The organism is Luteibacter yeojuensis (assembly GCF_000964085.1).
Lineage (GTDB): Bacteria > Pseudomonadota > Gammaproteobacteria > Xanthomonadales > Rhodanobacteraceae > Luteibacter > Luteibacter yeojuensis_A.
This window is the reverse complement of sequence record NZ_JZRB01000004.1, coordinates 35183-53657: the sequence shown is the minus strand read 5'-3', so window position 1 is coordinate 53657 and position 18475 is coordinate 35183. Positions and strand designations below refer to the sequence as shown.

Sequence of the window (18475 nt, the reverse complement as noted above, 5' to 3'; positions counted from 1 at the left end):
GAAGGGCGCAAGCGTCACACAGGGATTGGGTACAGCGGGTTTACAACACGGTTAGAAGTCGTAGGTGACCGACAGGCGGCCGTAGCGCGGGTCCTGCGTGATCAGCGGGCTGCGATACAGCGGGTGCGGCGTGCCACGCGACTGCCATTCGGTCGGGTAGCGGAACACGGCGCGCTGCTGGTTGGTGACGTTGAACACGTTGGCCGAGAAGGCCAGGCGGTCGTTCGCCCAACCCGGGCGGTAAGTCACGCCGAGATCCCACTGGTAGGTCCACGGCAGGCGGCCCTTGTCACCCGGGGGCGACGGCTGGCCATCGCACCAGTGGTAGGCGCTGCCATAGTGCGCGGGGTCGTCCTGGTTCGGGCCCCAGTAGCCGAGGCACACTTCCGGCGCGCCCGAGGCGATCTGGAAGTTGCTCGACAGCTGCCATTCCGGCGCGAACTGCCAGTAGCCGAACGCCTTGAACACGTGCGGGTGGTCATTACCCAACGGGCCGTTGGCGTAATCCATCACGTAGTGGTTATCCCAGTCCATGCTGCCGGCGGCACCGTTCTGGCGCGAATCGGTACGCGACTGGCCTTCGGTATTGCCGTACGAGCGCGAGAACACGTAGTCGAACTTGCCGTACCACACGCCGTCGAACTGGTGCTCCATGTAGAGCTCGACGCTGTAGTACTTGCGCTTGGTCGCGGGCATGCCCATTTCCTTGCGCGAAAGATCGACGGTATACGGGTTGCCGCCCTGGTCGAGCAGGGTGAACGTGTTGCTGTGGCCACCGTTGACGAGGTAGCAGCTGTTCGTCGAGCCGACGGTGTGGCCTTCGGCTTCGGCTTTCGCCGTGACAAGGTCGATGTCGCAGAAATCGTCGATGACGGTGTTGAGCTTGCGCTGGGTCAGCTTGGCGCCATAGGTCCAGTTCGTGCCCAGGGTCTTGTCGAAGCCAAGGATGAACTCATCCTGGTTCTCGGCTTTCAGGCCCTTGCCAGCGACGGTGCGCGGGTCGGGTGGGATGCCGTACGAGTTGTTGCCCGAGACGACGCCCGAGAACTGCGTGAGGCCGGTGGGCGTGCCGTCGGCCGCGATGCCCGAGTAGGTGTAGTACTGCTGCGTGGCGGTGTAACCCGCGGCGGCACCCGTGGCCGGGTTAAGCGGCAGGCCGAGGTAGTAGCGCCCCGCGTTGGCATACACCTTGAAGCTGCCATCGCCGTTGACGTCCCATGCGGCACCGATGCGCGGCGCCCACTGCGGGCTCGTCTGCTTGATGAAGGGCTTGCCGAACTGGTTGTAGTCGGTGAACTGGTCGTTGCGCAAGCCGAGCGAGAGCAGCCAGCGATCGCTCACCTGCCACTTGTCTTCGATGTACTGCGCTTTCTGGTCGGAGCGCACGTTGACCAGGTTGTAGTTGATGTTCTTGCTGACCCAGTAACCGTCCTGGCCATTCGGGAACCCGCCCGGCGCCGGCACGAAGTTGCGGCCCGGCGTACCGTCGATGGCTTCATTCGGATCGTCCGATACACCGTAGCTCCAGGCGTAACCCGGGCCCGGGCTGAAGGTGCCGAAGTCGAGCACCTGCGACTTCACGTTGTCGATACCCGCCGACAGCGTGTGGTTGCCCAGGACGTACTGCACGTCGAAGCGCAGGTTGTTGGTCTTGTTGCCGCGGCCCGGCGAGCTGATGTCGGCGACCTGCGTGTTCTTGATCGCGCTGCCGCCATTGAGCGCGGGGTTCTGGTTACCCGAGCTGTCGACGCGGGCGAGCGTGTCGTCATAGGCGCCCGGCTGGTCGTAATTCTTGACCGACATCTTGCCGTACTGCGCGCTGATGGTCAGGTTGTCGGTGATGTAGCCGGTGTACTTGCCGACCCAGAAATCACCGCCGACCTTGGTGTCGTTCACCGGCCCGATGCGGTCGGTGCGCGACATGTCGACGTAGTTGTAGCCATAGCGCGTGCCGCTGCCCGAGCGCTTGTCGCCCACGTCGGTGAACTCAATGATGTTGTTGTCATTGATGTTCCAGTCGAGCTTGGCGTACCAGCGCGGGTTCTTGTACGAGTTGGTGGAGGAAGGCGTGGAGCTGTCCACCGCGTTGACGTTGCGATAGCCCTGCTTCTCGAACTCGGTGGCGACGAAGAAGAACAGCTTGTCCTTGATCAACGGGCCACCGGCATAGGCACTGACCGTGGTCGACCACTTGTCGTTCTGGCTCTTCGGCTGGTACAGGTCGCCCGCCGGCGCCGAGGCCGGCGTGTTGACGTAGTGGAGATCCGGGCCGGATGCGCGCGCCCAGTTCGGCTCCCAGATCAGCTGCGCACCGAAGTGCCACTCGTTCGTACCGCGCTTGCCGACCTGGCTGATCACGCCACCGTCGGAGCGGCCATACTTGGCGCTGTAGCCGCCCGTGTACACCTCTTGCTGGTCGATCGCGCCATACGGCATCTGCAGGCCGCCGGCCGCATTCAGCGGGTCGGTGGTGTTGAAGCCGTTGACGTAGTACGCATTCTCGTTCGATGCCGCGCCGCCGAAGCTGGCGAGCGAGCGGCCCGTGTCGCTGGTGAAACCGCCCCCGTTGTTCACGACGCCCGGTGCCAGGCGGGCCACGGCTTCGGCGCTACGGCCGAGCGGCAGCTTGGCCAGCTGCTCCGAGGTGATCACGGTGCGCGAATCGACCGTGGTTACGTCCACGGGGGGCAGGGCCGTGCCCGTGACGGTGACGGCGCCCAGGGCGGTGGCATCCGCGGACGTCGCCGCGGCGGCCGGGGCGTTGAACGACACATCCGTGGACGCACCCACGCGGAGGGCCACGTTCTTGCGCGAATCGACCACCGCGCCGTCGCGCATCAGGGTGACCGTGTAGGAGCCGAGCGGAAGCTGCGTGATGGAGTAATGGCCGCGGTCGTCGACAGCGGCTTCGCGGCGCAGGCCGCTGGCGCTCTCGACCACGACGGTCTGGTTGGCACCCGCCGGGACGTTGCCGTTGAGGTTGCCGGTGGTGGACTGCGCGAACGCGGCGCCCACGCCACCCAGAGAGGTGCACACGGCGAGCGCCAGTGCGGTCCTGCGGAACAGAGACTGGTTATTCATGCCTTCCCCGAACGATAAATGCCACGAAACTCAAATCGGCAGCACGGGGGCGGCGCGACGGGTACGTGCCCGTCACTTACGTTTTCCGGAGCCCTTGGAAGCCCCTCCCCGCACTCCGTCGCAAAACATCCATTTGCCTCGATCCAAATGGAATGCCAAGCAGGTGTACATGACGAACTTCGCCTTGTCCAGTACGAATTCCTAACCAACGCCTGGCCGTATAGCCGTCCGAAACCGTTGCTGCGGCGCACCAGAAAATTGGGTAACTATGGGTATTTGTGGGTTTTCATGCTGGCTTCAGCGGAATACGTAAACGGTTACGCAGTAGCCTCCGAAATGCCGGAAAAAAATTGCGGGGCGTTCGCTGGAACCTCGCTTCCGGTTCACATCTCATGCACATTTAGATCGTGCTAAATCTCATCAGGGATGCGACCAAGGAATTCAACAGGGGTAGAATCCGAGATTCGCTGAGGAAACGCGCAAAAAATCGGTGCCGAATTCGTACATGCCTAGGCTGGCCCACGCATTCGTAAGTCCATGCCGGGCTACTTGGTCAAAGGCGAAGGTGTGTGCAACCTGGCGGAAGCGGCGAGGGTCAGCGCGAAAGGAAACGAAACAGGCCACTTGCCAGCCACGTCGCGAAACATAGACTAGGCGAGTATTGGGGGAGTGGTGGAAGCTAGCCTGGCATGAAGATCGATCGCGGTAGCGGCAATGGCGCCGGGCCGGTGATGCTCAGCGAGGTCGCCGAGCGGTTGCGCAACCCGCGCATCGACCGCATCGTGGCGAGCTTTCGCGAGCATCACGTCTCGCTCGTGCGCACGGTGCTCCTTGGCTTCATCGTCGTATGGACCGCCGCCTGGCTCGATGGGCCGCCCAATATGGCGCGGGAATCCCACGTCGTCTTTCCCATGGCCTTGGGCCTGTTCGTCGCCAGCACGCTGTGGATGCTGGTTGTCAGGGCGCGCTGGCTCGACATCACCCCGCGCATCGACGCGATCGGGCAGGTCGCCAACTTCGCCATGGTGGCGCTGCTGCTGCATGACGCCTTCATGCTCGTCATCACGGTCACGGCCGTGCTGCCGTTCCTGTCCGTCGCGGTGGGCACGCGCTATAGCCGCCGGGCCTTCGCCGCCAGCGTGGTGGCATCCGTGGCCATCCTGGCGGTGTCCGCACCCGACGGTTACTGGGTCAGCAGGCCCGCCTACGCCCTGTATGCGCTGGCGCTGACCGTGGTGCTGCCGATGACCCTGTACCGGGTCATCGATGCCCTGCGCGAGGTCTCGGCCGAGGCCATCGCCTCGCGTGAAGCCCAGCACCGCTTCATTTCGATGATGAGCCACGAGATGCGCACCCCGCTCAGCACCGTCATCCACTCGGCCTCGCTGATCGATACCACGGTGATGAACGACGACCAGCGCCGCCTGGTGGCGCTGCTTGCCACCAGTGCCAATGCGCTGCTGCATCGGGTGAACGCGGTGCTCGACGTCGCCTCGTTCGCGGGCGGCAGTTTCCAGCTACGCCAGCAGCCGTTCGCCTTCGACGAGGTGCTGACCACCGTGGGCGCCGTGTGCCGGCCGTTCGCCGCGGAGAAGCGCATCGCCTTCAGCGTGGCGCGCGATGCCTCGGTCGAAGGCGTGTTCGCGGGCGACCCCGGCCGCATCGAGCAGGTGCTGTCGAACCTCGCCTCCAATGCCCTGAAGTTCACGCCGCCCGGCGGCACGGTCGACGTGCGGGTCGAGCTGGCCGAGGGCGTGGGCGGCCGCGACCCGGTCATTACCTGCACCGTGATCGACACCGGCATCGGCATCGCCGACGCGGACAAGCAGCGCATCTTCGATCCGTTCCAGCAGGTGAGCGTGGGCGAAAGCCGGCGCCAGGAAGGCGTGGGCCTGGGCCTCTACATCGTGCGTAACGTATCCAGCCAGATGAATGGGCACCTGGAGGTCACCGACAACCCGCTGGGCGGCTCCGTGTTCACCTGGCGCTTCCCCTTGCCGCGTGCCGCCCACGGCGCGCGCAGCCTGGCCGACGTGCCCCTGGTGGAGATGCTGGATGCGCACCGCGCCCGCGTGGCGCCGCAGCGGTGCCTGGTGGTGGACGACAACGCCGCCAACCGCGAGATCGTCGGCCGCATCCTCGAGCGGGCAGGCCACGAGGCCGTGTTCAGCGCCAGCGGCGACGAGGCCCTGGCGCGGATGGACCGCGACCGGTTCGACCTGATCTTCATGGACCTGCACATGCCGGGCAGCTCCGGCTGGGACGTGCTCGCCAACATCGAGGTGCGCCGGCGCACCCAGGCGGTGCCACCCATCGTCATGCTCAGCGCGGATTCCAGCCAGGACGCCGTGCGCATCGCGTTCAAGGCGGGCGCACGCGCCTATCTCACCAAGCCCATCGCGGCCCAGCGCCTGATGGACATCATCGAGGCCATCGCGGCGGAGCGCTCGCTGGCCTCGGCCGCGAAGGCGTGGCAGCCCGAGCTGCCCGGCTTTGAAACCCGCACGGGCAACGTGGCGCCGCTGGACGAAATGCGCGTGCTGGCCAGCCCCGCGGAGTTCGCCGGGTTCCTCGATCTGTGCGCGAAGGCATCGGATGGCCATGTCGATGCGTTGCGCGAGGCCATGCTGGCGCGCGATATCGCTTCGGCATCCGAAGCGCTGCACGCCTTGCGCAACGTGCTGGGCAACCTGGGCGTGCCGGGTGCCCACCGTGTCTGCGACGACCTGGGCGTGCTGATCGATGCCGGCGGCGACATGCGCGGCGCGGTGGCCGAGCTGGACGCGCTGTGCCGCTCCGTGGGCCACTATGTGACCTTGCAGCGCCGCCATGCGGGGACAACGGCAGGCAGCAACGCGTGAGCGCGCTCGACGCGCTCGCGGGCGGGATCGACGAACGCGAGCGCGGCGCCACCGGCCTCAAGCCCGATAACGAAGCGCGTATCGTGTTCCTCGACGGCGTGCCCCGCGAACGGCGGCCGTTATCCGTCGTCTACCTGCACGGGTTCACGGCTAGCCAGGCCGAAGGCGACCCGGCGCACCGCGCGCTGGCCGCGGCCTGCGGCGCCCATCTGTACCTCAACCGCCTGCACGACCATGGCAGCGATGCGCCGCTCGCCATGGCCGGCGCGAGCGCGCAGGCATGGCGCGACGACGCCGAAGCCGCGTTCCAGGTGGGGCTGGCCCTCGGCGAGCGCGTCGTGCTCGTCGCCACGTCGATGGGCGCGTCGCTGGCCCTGGACCTGGCCGCGGCGCACGGCGACGAGGTGGCCGCGCTGGTCGCTTGGTCGCCGGGCATCCGCGTCCATGACGAAGAGCAACTGCGCGCGGCGCTGTTGCTGGAAGGGCCGGTGGTGCCGCCAGGCGAGCGCAGCCCCTACCAGCGCCAGTACTGGTCGTCGGTGGTGCATGCGGACGCCTACCGCGCCATCGCCCGGCTGTTCGTCGAACGCATGCAGCCGGAACACCTTGCCCGGGTGCGTTGCCCGGTGCTCTTCGGCGCGTGGGACGGTGGCCCCGGCGACAGCGATACGCTGACCTCGGTGGCCGCGATGCGCGAGGCGTTCGCGTGGCTGGGCACGCCGCCAGCGGCACGGCGCTTCATCGGCTACGACCACGCGGCCCATGTGCTGGCGAACCCGCACCGTTCGCCCGCGGCGGGCCGTGTGCTCGACGACGCGCTGGCGCTCCTCCACGGCATCGGCCAAACGAACCAGCGACGCGCGGCGACGTAAACGGTATCGTTGCGGCGTTGCCGCGAAGGGGTTGGGGTGTTGGGTTTCAAACGGGTGGCCATCCTCGCCATGGCCGGCTGGTGCGCGCTTGCCGGCGCCGCCTGGGGCATGGATACCCGCGACCGTACCATCGGTCAGTTTTATCACACGGCCTGGACCGTGCGCGAAGGCGCGCCCGGGCAGGTGACAGCGCTTGCGCAGACCGCCGACGGCTACCTTTGGCTGGGCACGCAGACCGGCCTTTACCGCTTCGACGGCGTGCGTTTCGAACGCTACCGGCCGCGCAGCGGGGGCGATTTCCCCGCCGCCAGCGTGGCGTCGCTGTACGCGCCGCCTGGCGGTGGCCTGTGGGTGGGCTTCCGCTACGGCTTCGCCAGCCACCTCGACGGCGACACCGCCACCCATTACGGCGCAGGCTCGGGCCTGCCCACCGCCACCGTCTACGCCATAGCGCAGACGCCCGATGGCCGCACGTGGGGCGCCACGTTCTCGGGCCTCGTGGTGCTGGACGCCGGCCGCTGGCACCTCGCCGGCCCGGCCATGGGCCTGCCGGGTGCCCGCGCGCGCAACCTCACGGTCGACCGCGAAGGGCGATTGTGGGTGGCCACCGATACCGCGCTCGCGTGGCTGGCGCCAGGCGCGGCGACCTTCACGCTGGCCTCGGGCGATGTGGGCAAGGTGAACCGCATCGCGGAGGCACCCGACGGCACGCTGTGGACGGCCGACGTTGACCGCGGCGTGTTGCCCGCCTGGCGCGCCACGGGCGACCCAGCCGTCGCGGGCCCGACGCTGCGCGTATCGTCCACGGGCTTGCTGTTCGATCGCGACGGCGCGTTGTGGGTGCCGACGCTGGGCGATGGCCTGCGCCGCGTGCCGCGCGCAGGCGCGCTGCCGCGGCAGGCCATCGACCCCGACGGCACCGCCATGCAGCGCTTCGTCGAGCGCGATGGCCTCACCTCGGACTACATCACCGCGATCATCCAGGACCGCGAGGGGAACATATGGGTGGGTGGCAGCCGCGGCCTTGATCGCTTCCGCGCAAGCCGCTTGTTGCCTGCGCCGACGCCGTCGGGCGCCACCGATTTCGCCATCGTGCCAGCGGCCGGGCAGGGCATCTGGATCGGCACCAAGAACCGGCCCTTGATGCGCGCGGACGCGGGGGCGGCCACGACCATCGACTTCACGCATGCGATCACCGCCGCCGCGCGCGACGCGCAGGCGACGTGGCTGGGTGGCCCGGCGGGCGTGTGGACACTGGATGGCGATACGCCGCGCCCGTTCGCGCCGTTGCCGGTGGAGGATTTCACCGGCGTGCAGGCCATCGCCGGCGATGGCAAGGGCGGCGCATGGGTGTCCATCAACCGCCCCGGTGTTTACCACTACACGCAAGGCGCGTGGCATCGCGAGCCGCTGCCCGCGGTGGCGAACGATCCGTCGCCCCTGGTGTTGATGCACGATACGGCGGGCCGGCTGTGGATGGGCTTCGCGCGCGGCACGCTGATCATCCGTGATGGCACCGGGCGGGATACCGTGCTCGGCGCGCGCGATGGCCTGTCCACGGGCAACATCACCGCGCTGCTCTCCGATGCCGACGCGGCGTGGGTGGGTGGCGAGCGTGGCATCAACCTCGTCGCGGGCGGCCGCGCCGTGCCCTTGCTGCTGGAAGGCGACCTGCATGGCATCTCCGGCCTCGTGCGCGACCGCGCCGGCGATGTATGGGCGAACGCGTCGCAAGGCATCGCGCGCCTGCGCGCCGCCGATCTGGCCCACGCCCGCCGGGATCCGTCGTTCCGCGTGCCGGTGGCGGTCTTCGATTCACTCGACGGCCTGCCCGGCACGCCCGCGCAGTTCCGCCCCCTGCCCACGGCCGTGATGGCCGACGACGGCCGGCTGTGGTTCGCGACCACGAGCGGCGTCGTGTCGATCGACCCGGCGGACGTGCCGCGCAACACCTTGCCGCCACCCGTGGCGATCCTCGGCGTGGCGACCGACGCGGGCTGGATGCCTGCCACGCGGCGCGTGCACCTGCCGGCGAAAACCGAACGGCTGCGCATCGTGTACACGGCCACCAGCCTTTCCATGCCCGAGCGCGTCCGCTTTCGTTACCGCATGGAAGGCCTGGATACACGCTGGCGCGACGCCGGCACCGACCGCGAAGCGGTTTACACCGACCCCGCGCCAGGGCACTACACGTTCCGCGTCGCCGCCGCGAACGAGGATGGCGTGTGGAACGAGCAGGGTGCGGCCATGGGCATCGACGTGGCACCGGCGTTCTACCAGACGGCCTGGTTCGCCGTGCTGGCGGCCGTGCTGGGCGCGGCCATCGCCTGGCTGCTGGTGCTGGTGCGCATGCACAGGGTGGAGGCACAGGTGCGCGAGCGCCTGCGCGAACGCCATGCCGAGCGCGAGCGCATCGCCCGCGAATTGCACGATACCCTCCTGCAAAGCATCCAGGGCCTGATGATGCGTTTCCAGGCGGTGGCGAACCGCGTGCCCGCCGGGGATCCGTTGCGTGTATCGATGGAAAGCGCCCTCGACCGCGCGGAGCAATCGCTGGTGGAGGCGCGTGACCGCGTGCGCGACCTGCGCGACCACATGGGCGATGCGGTGGCGCTCGACATCGGCCTCGTCGAACTCGCGCGCGCCTATGCGGGCGAGCACACGGTGCCGGTGACGGTCGATGCGCGGCCCGAGTGGCAGGGCATGGACCCCCTGGCGCGCGACGAGCTGTATGGCATCGCCCGCGAAGCGGTGCACAACGCCGTGGCGCACGCTGCGGCCACGTGGATCGTGGTGACGCTCTACCGCGAGGGCGGCGAGGTGGTGCTTGGCATCGCCGACGACGGCCGCGGCATCGAACCTGGCGTGCTCGCGACCGGGCGCCCGGGCCACTGGGGCCTGCGTGGCATGCTGGAGCGCGGCGCCGCCATGGGCGGCCGCACCACCATCTCGTCACCGCCGGGCGGCGGCACGCAGGTGGTGGTGCGGGTGCCGTCCGCGCGGGTGATGCCCGCGCGCGGCGGCTGGCGGCGCTGGCTGGGCGCGCTTAGCGGTAGCAGCCGTCCTTGAACTGGCCCTTCGCCACCGGGCACAGGATGGCCGCGAAGCCCCCGTTGGCCGGCACGTCGAAGCTCAGCGAACCATCGGCCGTGACGTTCTGCGCCGAACGCGCCACGTCGCCGCGGCCAGTGCCGTCGCGGATGATGTCGGCACGCCAGGGGCCCACGCCCAGCGACGCAAGCGGCACGCTGAGGCGGCGCGGCGCACCGGCCGCGATGGCGCCGATGAACCAGCGGTCGCCACTGCGCCGCGCGAAGATCGCATCCTGCCCCGGCACGCCGGCGATCAGTTTCGTTTCATCCCACACGGTGGGAATCTGGTCGAGGAACATCAGCGCGTTCGGCCGGCGCTGGTAGGCCTCCGGGCTATCGGCCAGGTGTGTCCAGCCCGATTCGAACACGATGGGCAGCGCCACTTCATGGGCGATGCTCGCCTGCTGCGTACCGACATCGAACGCCACCGGTGTGTAATCCATCGAACCGACCACGTTGCGGGTGAACGGCTGGATGGTGTTGCCGACCACGGGCGGGTTGTTCTCCGCGCCACGCACGCCTTCCATCGACATAAGGTGCGGCCAGGTGCGCTGCAGGCCGTGCGGGATGGTGGCACCGTGGAAGTTCACCATCAGCTGCAGCCGCGCTGTGTCCGCGAGCGTCTCGTCGTACCAGCGGAACCGTGCCTGCGTATCCGATTCCATGAAGTCGATCTTCACGCCCTTCACGCCCCAGCCCTTCACCTTCGTCAGCCACGCCATGCGCTTCGCGGGCGTATCCAGCGTGGTCCACGGGAACCACAGCAGCACATCCACGTGTTTCGCGTTGGCGTACTGCACCAGCTGCGGCACCCATGCTTCGCTCCAGCCTTCATCCACCAGCACGTAGGGCATGCGGTTGGCGGCGGCGAAGTCGACGAACGCCTTCTGCCGCTCGAAGCTCTTGGGGCTTACATGGTCGCTGATCCACGACCACGCCACGCGGCCCGGCTTCACCCACGAGGTATCGGTGAGTTTCGACGGGTCGGCCAGATCATCGACCAGCGTCGACTGCGTGACGGTGGCAAGGTCGCCCGCGATCACGGTGCGCCACGGCGTGGTGCCGGTGCTGTCCACGCGCGCATCGGCCAGGGTGAGGCCGTACAGGGGCGAGTTGGCGACGTGCAACAGGCGGCTGCCGTCGTAGCGGCCATCGGCATTGGCTTCGGTGAGCAGCAGGTAGCGCTCGCCGCTGCGGAAGAGGGATGGGTAGCCGTAATCGCCGGTGGGCGCCGTGGCCGCTGTCGTCTCGATACGCTCGTGCTCGTAGCTGGCCGTATACGGCAGCAGCCATGCCGTGGCATCGGGGGGCAGCTTGTAGCTGGTGGCCTCACCGGTCACGGTCACGTGCGTGGCGCCGGGTAGTTCGTAGCGGAAGGCGACGCCGTCGTTCGCGACGCGCACCACCACGTCGAGCTTCTCACCCTTGTCGTTCTGCAGGGCAAAGCGCGTCTCGGTGAGGTTGGCGCTGCGCACGAGGCGCTTGCCCGTGGTCATCCGGTAGTTTTCGGTGAGGTTGCGCTGGGTGGTGCCGATGAGGCGCAGGTCGTGCGTCAGGTCGCTGGCGGTGGTGCGCAGGCCCAGCGTGGCATCGACCAGCCCCTGGCCTTGCGGGTCGGTGATGGTGAGCACCGGGCGGCCGCCGTCGCGGAACACGATGGTGGCCAGCGGCGGCGCGGCGAAGGCGGGCATGGCCACGAGGGCGGTGAGGGCGGCGAGGCGGTGCGGCGTCTTCATCGGGGCTCCAGGGCAGGCGTGCCGGGCTGCGAGCATTCCACAGCCGCGGGTGGCCGCTCAAGCAGGCAGCCCCGCGCGTGAGAACCGCGTCAACTCCCGGCGCGGTTACCATCCGCTGCATGACCGATGTCCCTTGCGCGTTCCTCGCCCTGCTGGAAACCGACGCCACGTGGCGCGATCCCGCTGCCTTTCGCTGGCGCGCCGATGCCGCCGACCGGCTCGACCTGCTGCTGCTTGCGATGGACTCCGCGGCGGAACGTGCGCGGGCGGAATGCCTGCTCGACGCCATGGCGGCCGCCGACGAGGTGTTGTTCGCCGAACTGCGCGAGGCGATCCGCGCGGGGCGGGGCAAGGCGGCCCTGGCGCCCTGGCTCGACGTGGGCGAGCCGACAGGCGCGCACTACGATGCCCTGGACGCCCTGCTCGCCGGCGTCTTCGCCATCGAGGAGCCCGTGCCCGATAACCCGCGCCCACCGGCCGACATGGTGTTCTACCAGCCGACGCCGATGCGGCACATCGTCGACGCCGTGCGCCGCGCCGCGCTGTCGCCGGCCGACCACGTGCTCGACCTCGGCGCGGGCCTCGGCCATGTTTCGCTGCTGGCACGCGTGCTGAGCGGCGCGACCGTCACCGGCGTGGAACGTGAACCCGCCTACGTGGCCAGCGCCCGCCACGCCGCCACGGCGCTGGGCATGCCCGAAGCGGTGTTCACCTGTGCCGACGCACGCGAGGCCGACGTCACGCAAGCGAACATCTTCTACCTGTTCACGCCCTTCATCGGCCCCGTGCTGCGCGACGTCACCGCCCGCATCGAAGCCGAAGCCCGCAAGCGCCCGCTACGCGTCGTCGCCCTCGGCCCGTGCACCCGCACCTTCGCCCGCCAACCCTGGCTAAAAACGACCGACGCCAACCCCGAAGCCAACGACCGCATCGTCATTTTCACCGCAAACCCAGTGTAAGCGCGCGCCCTTGTGGGAGCGCGCCCTTGTGGGAGCGCGCTTGCGCGCGATGTCCTTGCGCCAACCTCACCGCTTACCCACAGGCAACTTCCCAATCAACTTCCCTCGAAACACCGTGGCAAGCACATGGAACCCCACCTCGTTGGGGTGCATCTCGTCATTCCATTGCGCATCACTGGTCAACTGCCCCCGCAAATCGACGTAATCAAACATGCCGTGGTAAGCCGGCGCTTCCTTCAGCGGCTGCAGCACCCGCTCCACGAACCCGTCGATCAGCAGCTTCACGAAGGCCTGCCACGCCGGCAGGCCACCGGGGATCACCGGCTCGATATACGGCCCGATCCACGGCCCGATCGATTTCTTCAGGAGGGCGGCGATGCCGAGGTTGCCAAGGCCAAGATGCGCCGCGCTGCCGATAAGCCGCGGGTAGTCGTAGGTGTGCGCCAGGATCGGCACATTCGGTTTCGCGGCGTGGAACGTATCGAGGAAGAACGCATAGGCCTTGCGCAGGTCGTCGAAGCGCCCGGTGGCCACGATGACGTCGAGTGCCTGCTGCGGGGAAAGATTGGCCTTGCCCGCCATGACCTGCTTCAGCCAGGTATCGACGAAGTCGTTGCCGCCCGCGCTGAGCAACACGGCATCGAAATTGAACTTGCCGAACCAGCCGACGAGGTCGCTGACGTTGTCCTTGGTGAACATCGAGCGGCTGGGGTTTTCCGTTTGCGGGATGGCCTGGTCGCCACTGTGCTCGGCGCGGAAGAACAGCCCGCCCTGGCCCAGCAGTGGCACCCCCGCCTCGTTGTCCTGCGGCGAGGGCGAAACGATCCAGTCGAGCATGTTCATGTACAGCGGGTTCGAAAACCACGAATCACCCTCGCAGAGGATGACCGGCGTGCGATCGAGCAGCTTCTGGCTCTTCAGGCCGTTGTACAGGGCGCGGAACTGGCCGCGCTGGGAGAGGGATGACGCGGGAACGGGCATGGCGGCAGCTCGCGCGGCTAGGGTGCCGCCGATGCTACCGCTTAGCGGCCGTGGAAGTGGCCGGTGGCCCCGCCGACCGAGATGCTGACGCCGCCCTTGGGGTGCTCGCAGCTGCCGAAGGCCTGGCTGAGGTTCACCGTGCCGCCCTGGTAGCTGCCGCTGCCGCCGTGGCTGGCGCTGACCACGCCGGTGGTGACGCTGCCATGCACCTGCGGCTGGTTGTAGGTGGCATCGTCGCACTGCGGGCCATCGTCGACCACGTCGGCCTGCGGCATGCGGCCGCTGGTATCGCCGTAGTAGGTGCCCGGCGGGTCCTTGGCGTGGGCCGGCGTGACGGCCACGCTTTCCTTGCCGTTCTTCGAGCCGACCGGGGCGCTGGCGGCGGTGGATGCCGATGCCGGCGCGGCCGTGGTCGCCGACGAGGCCGGCACGTAGTTCGGCGGCAGGCTCAGGTTCAGCGGCTTCTGCGCGGCGGCGTCCTGCGCCATGGCGGCGCCGGCCAGCAGGGAAAGGGCGGTAACGACGAGGAAGGACTTCATGGGGCGCTCCGGGGGACCTGCCTGAGAACGCCTGGGGCAGCGTCCGGTGTACTGGGCCTTGGAACACCCGCGCGGGGCGGAGTTCCCGGCGCCATCATGCCTCGTCCGGCTCGCCGAGGGGTGGTTCGCCCAGGCGGGCGCGCAGGGCGTCGATCTCGCGGCGCAGGTTGCGGTTCTCCGCCTCCAGTTCGGCCACCTGCTCGCGCAGGGCCACTACATCGCCCGACGGCTTCTCGCGCGGCTTGCGCCTGGATTCGCGCACGCGCTTGGCGGCGTCTTTGAGCTCCTTGTCGCCGCCAGTGGCTGCGGCACGCTGCTCGTCCTCGGGCAGCGAGGCCACCGCGGCGCCGGCGCTGATCGAAAGGGTGCCGGATTTGACCGCCGCGACCACTTCGGGGGCGGCCTCTTTCCGGATCTTCTCAATCATGCCCACCTGGTTGGCGCTGATGCGCGCCTCGCGGGCGATCTCCTTGCGGCTCTCGGTGGGGTTGGGGCGCGGGGCCTTCGGCCGGGCCGGCTCGGAACCCTCGGCATCGAAGGGCAGGTCGTTGTCGTCCTTCACCGGGGGCTCGGCCTCGCGGCGGGCCGCCAGGATCTCGCGCTTGCGCAGCGCCAGCACGCCGCGCTGGAAATCGGAGACGCTGCGCCGGCCCAGGTGCTGTTCGATCATCCACAGGTGCACGTCGTCCATGGACTGGAAGCGCTCGTTTTGCACCGTTTTGAAGGGCAGGTCGTGCTTGCGGCAGATGCCGTAGCGGTTGTGGCCATCCACCAGCGTATCGCCCCACAGCACCAGCGCGTCGCGGCAGCCTTCCGTGAGCAGGCTCCGCTCGAGCGCCTCGTATTCATCCGCGGTGAGCGGGTCGATGTAAGCCTTGAGGTCTTCGTTGACGACGATGTGCATGGACGCGGGGCAGGGTGGTGGCAGGCGGGGGCGGCATTCTAGTGCCTGCGGGTCTCACATGCAGCGACGTAGTTCCTTGACGCCCGCCGCGGGGCCACGCAAGACTCGCCCAAGCGTCGGGAAGGACAGGCGCCATGCCGAAAGGAGACGGATCGATGCCCATGCGTATACCGGCGCCCGGCGCCCTGGCCGCGGCCTTCGCGCGCGATGGCGTCGCCATCCTGCCGCCCCTGCTCACCGACGACGAATGCGATGGCCTGGCCGATCTGGTGGCCACCGAAGTACCCACCGCCGCCGGCTCGCGCTGCATGCTCGAACTGGCCCATGTGCGCGACACCGCCGTGCGGCTAGCGGCGCACCCCGCGGTGGCCGCGTTGCTCCCCGCGGGCGCCCGCGCCATCCAGTGCGCCCTGTTCGCCAAGACCGCCGCGACCAACTGGTACGTGCCACCCCACCAGGACCTCAGCGTGCCCGTGGCCTTGCGCCACCAGCGGCCCGGCTGGTCGGGCTGGGCGGTGAAAGAGGGCATCTGGTTCGCCCAGCCGCCCGTGGCCACCCTCGATGGGGTCGTGGCATTGCGCGTGCAACTGGACCCCGACAGCGCCAACACCGGCCCCATGGAAGTGGTACCCGGCAGCCACCGCCTCGGCCGCCTCTCGCACGCCGAAGTGCTCGCCACCGCCCACGGCAGCCTCGTGCCCTGCCACGTCGAACGGGGCGGCGCCCTGGCGATGCGGCCGCTGGTGGTGCATGCCTCGGGCAAGGCGCGGGCCGAGACACCGCGGCGGGTGCTGCATTTCGTCTATGCCGCTGGTGACCTCGCGGCGATGTAAAGAATATTTGACATGGTGTAAAGCGAGGCTTACCTTCCTCCCGTCACCACGGGAGGGGTTCGTCATGCTTGTGCAGGAACGTTTTGCCTGGGTCTGGGTGTGCGCACTGGCCGTGATCTTCGGCGTGTACTTCGCGGCCGTCGCCTATATCGAATCGCACGGCCAGCCCAGCATGGGGCAGCAAATCATGGTGCTGGCCGCGGCGCTGTCGTCGCTCGGCATCGTTGCCGCGGGCACCTGGCTGGCTGGCCGCCTGCGCGGGGCCGCCGAACGAGACGAACGCGACAAGGCCATCGCCAGCCGCTCGTCCGCCATGGCGTACAACGTGCTCATGGCCGGCATGATCCTCGTCGGCGTGGTGATGCCTTTCAGCGCGGGCGGTTGGTCCATCGTCCACGCGGCGCTGCTTGCCATCGCCATCGCGGAAATCGTCCACCACGGCATGATCGTCGTCAGCTACCGGCGCGGATGGCATGGCTGACCGCCAGCTCACGAACCACATCCGCACGCTGCGTTTCATGGCCGGCGAAATGACCCAGGCCGAGCTGGGCGAGCGCGTGGGCGTCACGCGGCAGACCATCGCCGCGGTGGAGGCGGGCAAGTACTCGCCGAGCCTGGAGTGCGCGTTCCGCATCGCCGAGGTATTCGGCAAGCCGTTGGAAGATGTATTTTCGTGGGGCCCGCACACCCGCGCCTGATCAACCACAGGAGGATGCCCGCATGACCATGGAAACCGTCGAGATCAAGGCCTTCGTCCCTGCGCGGGATTTTGACTTGTCCAAGGCCTTCTACACCGACCTCGGCTTCGAGGTGGCCTTCTCGGACGATAGCCTGGCGTACCTCAAGGCCGGCGAATGCGCCTTCCTCCTCCAGCGATTCCACGTCAAGGAACACGCTGAAAATTTCATGATGCACATGCTCGTGGCCGACGTGGATGCCTGGTGGCGGCACGTGGACGCCACGGGCCTTGCCGAAAAATACGGCGTGCGCGCGTTGCCGCCGCAGGACCAGCCGTGGGCCATCCGCGACTTTGTCTTGTTCGACCCAACTGGCGTCATGTGGCGGATCGGGACCAATATCGATCGAAACGCCGTGGAGTCATTGCCATGAGCACCAAGCCCACCCCTGCGACCGACGCACCGGCCCTCATCGACCAACACATCGCCGAACTCGGCGACTGGCGCGGCGAGGCGCTCGCACGCATGCGCAAGCTCATCCACGAGGCGCTGCCGGACGTGGTCGAAACCTGGAAGTGGATGGGCACGCCGGTGTGGGAACACAACGGCATCCTTTGCACGGGCGAAAGCTACAAGGACAAGATCAAGCTGACGTTCGCCAAGGGCGCGGCGCTGCCCGACCCGGGCAAGCTGTTCAATGCGAGCCTGGATGGCAACGTGCGGCGTGCGCTCGATATCGGCAAGGATGCGAAGGTCGATGCCGCGAAGTTCAAGGCCCTGGTGAAAGCCGCGGCCGCATTGAACGCGTCGAAGAAGGCTCCCACCAGAAAACCCGCGTCCAAGAAGGCCGAGGCGAATAAGCCCGCGGCACCGCGGCCCTGACGAACGGCCACCCCGCAGGTGGCCGTCCTTGGCTGGCGCCCCTTTACGGCAGCAGCTGCGACGCGATCGCGGCCGGGAACGTACCGACCGGCACCGTCACGACGGTGAACTTCTTGCCATCCTTGCCCGGCTTGATTGGGGTGAGCACCGAGACCGTGTTCGAACCCGAGTTGGCCACGTAGGCACGCACGGTCGCGGCGTTGACGGTCACGGCATCGGGTGTGCTGCCCACGGCCACGGTGTCGTAGGTCTTCCCGCTCGGGTCCAGGACCGACACGGTGCCATCGGCCAGGTTGGTAACGAACGAAGCGATACCGGCCGCGGCGATCGCGTACGGCTGGTTACCGACGGCGATGGCTGCCGGCTTTACCTGGTTGGTCTTGGTATCGATGACGGTCACGCTGTTCGAGCCGCTGTTGGTGACGTAGGCGTAGGCGCCGAACGGGCCGACGTCGACGCTGGTCGGCTGCGAGCCGACGGCGACCGTGGCGAGGGCTTTCGCGGCGGCCGGCTTGCTCACGTCATACACGCTAACGCTGTTGTCCTGGTAGTTCGAGGTGTAGAGGCGGTCGCCCTTGAGGTTGACCGACACGCTATGCGGCTCGAAGCCGACTTGCAGGGGCGCGCCGACGGTGGCGTAGGTAGTCGTGTCGATGACCGAGACGGTGTTGTCATTGGCGTTGGCCACATAGACATATCGGCCGTCGGGGCTGGCCACCAGGCCCCAGGGGAAATTGCCCACCGTGATGTCCGCCAGCTTGGCGTTGTTGCTGGTTTTAAAGACCGAAACCGTGTTGTCGAAGCCGTTGGAAACGAACAGCCTGGAGCCATCGATGCTGACCGCAACGCCCTGCGGGAAATTACCCACCGGGATCGTGGCCGATACCCGGTTGTTGCTGTCGATCACCGAGACGGTGTTGTCGATCTGGTTGACGACGTAGACATTCTTGTTCGGCTGGTAGCCGGCGGCCGCAGCCGGCAGCACCGCGACGGCCATGGCGGTCGCGAGGGTGAGGGTAAGGGCGCGGCGGGTCGCTTGCTTCGTCATGATTCTGGGC

Annotated in this window: 15 protein-coding genes; 9 read left to right on the top strand and 6 right to left on the bottom strand. The window is 68.1% G+C overall.

The window, feature by feature from the left end; all coding sequences use genetic code 11:
• Positions 1 to 51: 51 nt before the first annotated feature.
• On the bottom strand, positions 52 to 3081 hold the full coding sequence (locus tag VI08_RS02930; protein WP_045828038.1) for a TonB-dependent receptor: 3030 nt from the start codon (positions 3079 to 3081) through the stop codon (positions 52 to 54).
• Positions 3082 to 3770: 689 nt separating this feature from the next.
• Between VI08_RS02930 and VI08_RS02925 the strand changes: the two genes are divergently transcribed.
• From VI08_RS02925 to VI08_RS02915, 3 genes are read left to right on the top strand one after another with little or no spacing between them, the layout of a single operon-like run.
• Complete coding sequence (locus VI08_RS02925) at positions 3771 to 5942, top strand: hybrid sensor histidine kinase/response regulator (RefSeq protein ID WP_052697654.1); 2172 nt, start codon at positions 3771 to 3773, stop codon at positions 5940 to 5942.
• Positions 5939 to 6814, top strand: a complete 876-nt coding sequence (locus VI08_RS02920) for an alpha/beta hydrolase (protein ID WP_052697653.1) — start codon at positions 5939 to 5941, stop codon at positions 6812 to 6814. Before VI08_RS02925 ends, VI08_RS02920 begins: the two co-directional genes overlap by 4 nt.
• Before the next feature lie 39 nt (positions 6815 to 6853).
• Positions 6854 to 9883, top strand: coding sequence for a sensor histidine kinase (locus tag VI08_RS02915; RefSeq protein WP_052697652.1), 3030 nt, complete (start codon positions 6854 to 6856; stop codon positions 9881 to 9883).
• Here VI08_RS02915 and VI08_RS02910 read toward each other — a convergent pair.
• A complete protein-coding gene (locus VI08_RS02910) occupies positions 9861 to 11642 on the bottom strand; it encodes a glycoside hydrolase family 97 protein (RefSeq protein ID WP_052697650.1) in 1782 nt (593 codons plus the stop codon). The genes VI08_RS02915 and VI08_RS02910 overlap by 23 nt on opposite strands.
• Positions 11643 to 11761: 119 nt before the next feature.
• Here VI08_RS02910 and VI08_RS02905 point away from each other — a divergent pair, with 119 nt between their 5' ends.
• Entirely contained in the window at positions 11762 to 12601 is an 840-nt protein-coding gene (locus VI08_RS02905) for a methyltransferase domain-containing protein (RefSeq protein ID WP_052697649.1), read from the top strand.
• Positions 12602 to 12667: 66 nt separating this feature from the next.
• Here the strand turns inward: VI08_RS02905 and VI08_RS02900 are convergent, their stop codons facing one another.
• From VI08_RS02900 to VI08_RS02890, 3 genes are all read right to left on the bottom strand, one after another.
• A complete protein-coding gene (locus VI08_RS02900) occupies positions 12668 to 13582 on the bottom strand; it encodes a hypothetical protein (RefSeq protein ID WP_045828037.1) in 915 nt (304 codons plus the stop codon).
• Between the two features lie 41 nt (positions 13583 to 13623).
• Positions 13624 to 14121 carry a hypothetical protein gene (locus tag VI08_RS02895; RefSeq protein ID WP_045828036.1) on the bottom strand — a complete coding sequence of 166 codons (498 nt, stop codon included), beginning with the start codon at positions 14119 to 14121 and terminating at the stop codon, positions 13624 to 13626.
• Between the two features lie 94 nt (positions 14122 to 14215).
• Complete coding sequence (locus VI08_RS02890; protein ID WP_045828035.1) at positions 14216 to 15025, bottom strand: plasmid replication/partition related protein; 810 nt, start codon at positions 15023 to 15025, stop codon at positions 14216 to 14218.
• A 155-nt stretch (positions 15026 to 15180) separates the two neighbouring features.
• On the opposite strand from VI08_RS02890, the gene VI08_RS02885 reads away from it, so the two are divergent.
• The 5 genes from VI08_RS02885 (at position 15181) to VI08_RS02865 (ending at position 17417) form a co-directional block, all read left to right on the top strand.
• Positions 15181 to 15858: a phytanoyl-CoA dioxygenase family protein gene (locus tag VI08_RS02885; protein ID WP_052697647.1), complete on the top strand. Its 678-nt coding sequence runs from the start codon at positions 15181 to 15183 to the stop codon at positions 15856 to 15858.
• 64 nt (positions 15859 to 15922) lie between these two features.
• The gene (locus tag VI08_RS02880; protein ID WP_045828034.1) at positions 15923 to 16339 is read left to right on the top strand and encodes a DUF2178 domain-containing protein; all 417 of its coding nucleotides are present in this window, start codon (positions 15923 to 15925) and stop codon (positions 16337 to 16339) included.
• Complete coding sequence (locus tag VI08_RS02875) at positions 16332 to 16556, top strand: helix-turn-helix transcriptional regulator (protein WP_045828033.1); 225 nt, start codon at positions 16332 to 16334, stop codon at positions 16554 to 16556. The genes VI08_RS02880 and VI08_RS02875 overlap by 8 nt, the downstream gene beginning before the upstream one ends.
• A 28-nt stretch (positions 16557 to 16584) precedes the next feature.
• Positions 16585 to 16968: a VOC family protein gene (locus VI08_RS02870; protein WP_045828138.1), complete on the top strand. Its 384-nt coding sequence runs from the start codon at positions 16585 to 16587 to the stop codon at positions 16966 to 16968.
• A complete protein-coding gene (locus VI08_RS02865; RefSeq protein WP_045828032.1) occupies positions 16965 to 17417 on the top strand; it encodes a DUF1801 domain-containing protein in 453 nt (150 codons plus the stop codon). The genes VI08_RS02870 and VI08_RS02865 overlap by 4 nt, the downstream gene beginning before the upstream one ends.
• A 43-nt stretch (positions 17418 to 17460) precedes the next feature.
• Here VI08_RS02865 and VI08_RS02860 read toward each other — a convergent pair whose 3' ends face one another.
• Complete coding sequence (locus VI08_RS02860; protein WP_052697645.1) at positions 17461 to 18465, bottom strand: beta-propeller fold lactonase family protein; 1005 nt, start codon at positions 18463 to 18465, stop codon at positions 17461 to 17463.
• Positions 18466 to 18475: the final 10 nt, after the last annotated feature.

Excerpts from the sequence above, each read along its gene's own strand:
- VI08_RS02890 (WP_045828035.1), bottom strand. The coding sequence starts at position 15,025 with ATGCACATCGTCGTCAACGAAGACCTCAAGGCTTACATCGACCCGCTC.
- VI08_RS02895 (WP_045828036.1), bottom strand. The coding sequence starts at position 14,121 with ATGAAGTCCTTCCTCGTCGTTACCGCCCTTTCCCTGCTGGCCGGCGCC.
- VI08_RS02865 (WP_045828032.1), top strand. The coding sequence starts at position 16,965 with ATGAGCACCAAGCCCACCCCTGCGACCGACGCACCGGCCCTCATCGAC.
- VI08_RS02910 (WP_052697650.1), bottom strand. The coding sequence starts at position 11,642 with ATGAAGACGCCGCACCGCCTCGCCGCCCTCACCGCCCTCGTGGCCATG.
- VI08_RS02925 (WP_052697654.1), top strand. The coding sequence starts at position 3,771 with ATGAAGATCGATCGCGGTAGCGGCAATGGCGCCGGGCCGGTGATGCTC.
- VI08_RS02930 (WP_045828038.1), bottom strand. The coding sequence starts at position 3,081 with ATGAATAACCAGTCTCTGTTCCGCAGGACCGCACTGGCGCTCGCCGTG.
- VI08_RS02880 (WP_045828034.1), top strand. The coding sequence starts at position 15,923 with ATGCTTGTGCAGGAACGTTTTGCCTGGGTCTGGGTGTGCGCACTGGCC.
- VI08_RS02885 (WP_052697647.1), top strand. The coding sequence starts at position 15,181 with ATGCCCATGCGTATACCGGCGCCCGGCGCCCTGGCCGCGGCCTTCGCG.
- VI08_RS02905 (WP_052697649.1), top strand. The coding sequence starts at position 11,762 with ATGACCGATGTCCCTTGCGCGTTCCTCGCCCTGCTGGAAACCGACGCC.
- VI08_RS02860 (WP_052697645.1), bottom strand. The coding sequence starts at position 18,465 with ATGACGAAGCAAGCGACCCGCCGCGCCCTTACCCTCACCCTCGCGACC.
- VI08_RS02900 (WP_045828037.1), bottom strand. The coding sequence starts at position 13,582 with ATGCCCGTTCCCGCGTCATCCCTCTCCCAGCGCGGCCAGTTCCGCGCC.
- VI08_RS02870 (WP_045828138.1), top strand. The coding sequence starts at position 16,585 with ATGGAAACCGTCGAGATCAAGGCCTTCGTCCCTGCGCGGGATTTTGAC.
- VI08_RS02875 (WP_045828033.1), top strand. The coding sequence starts at position 16,332 with ATGGCTGACCGCCAGCTCACGAACCACATCCGCACGCTGCGTTTCATG.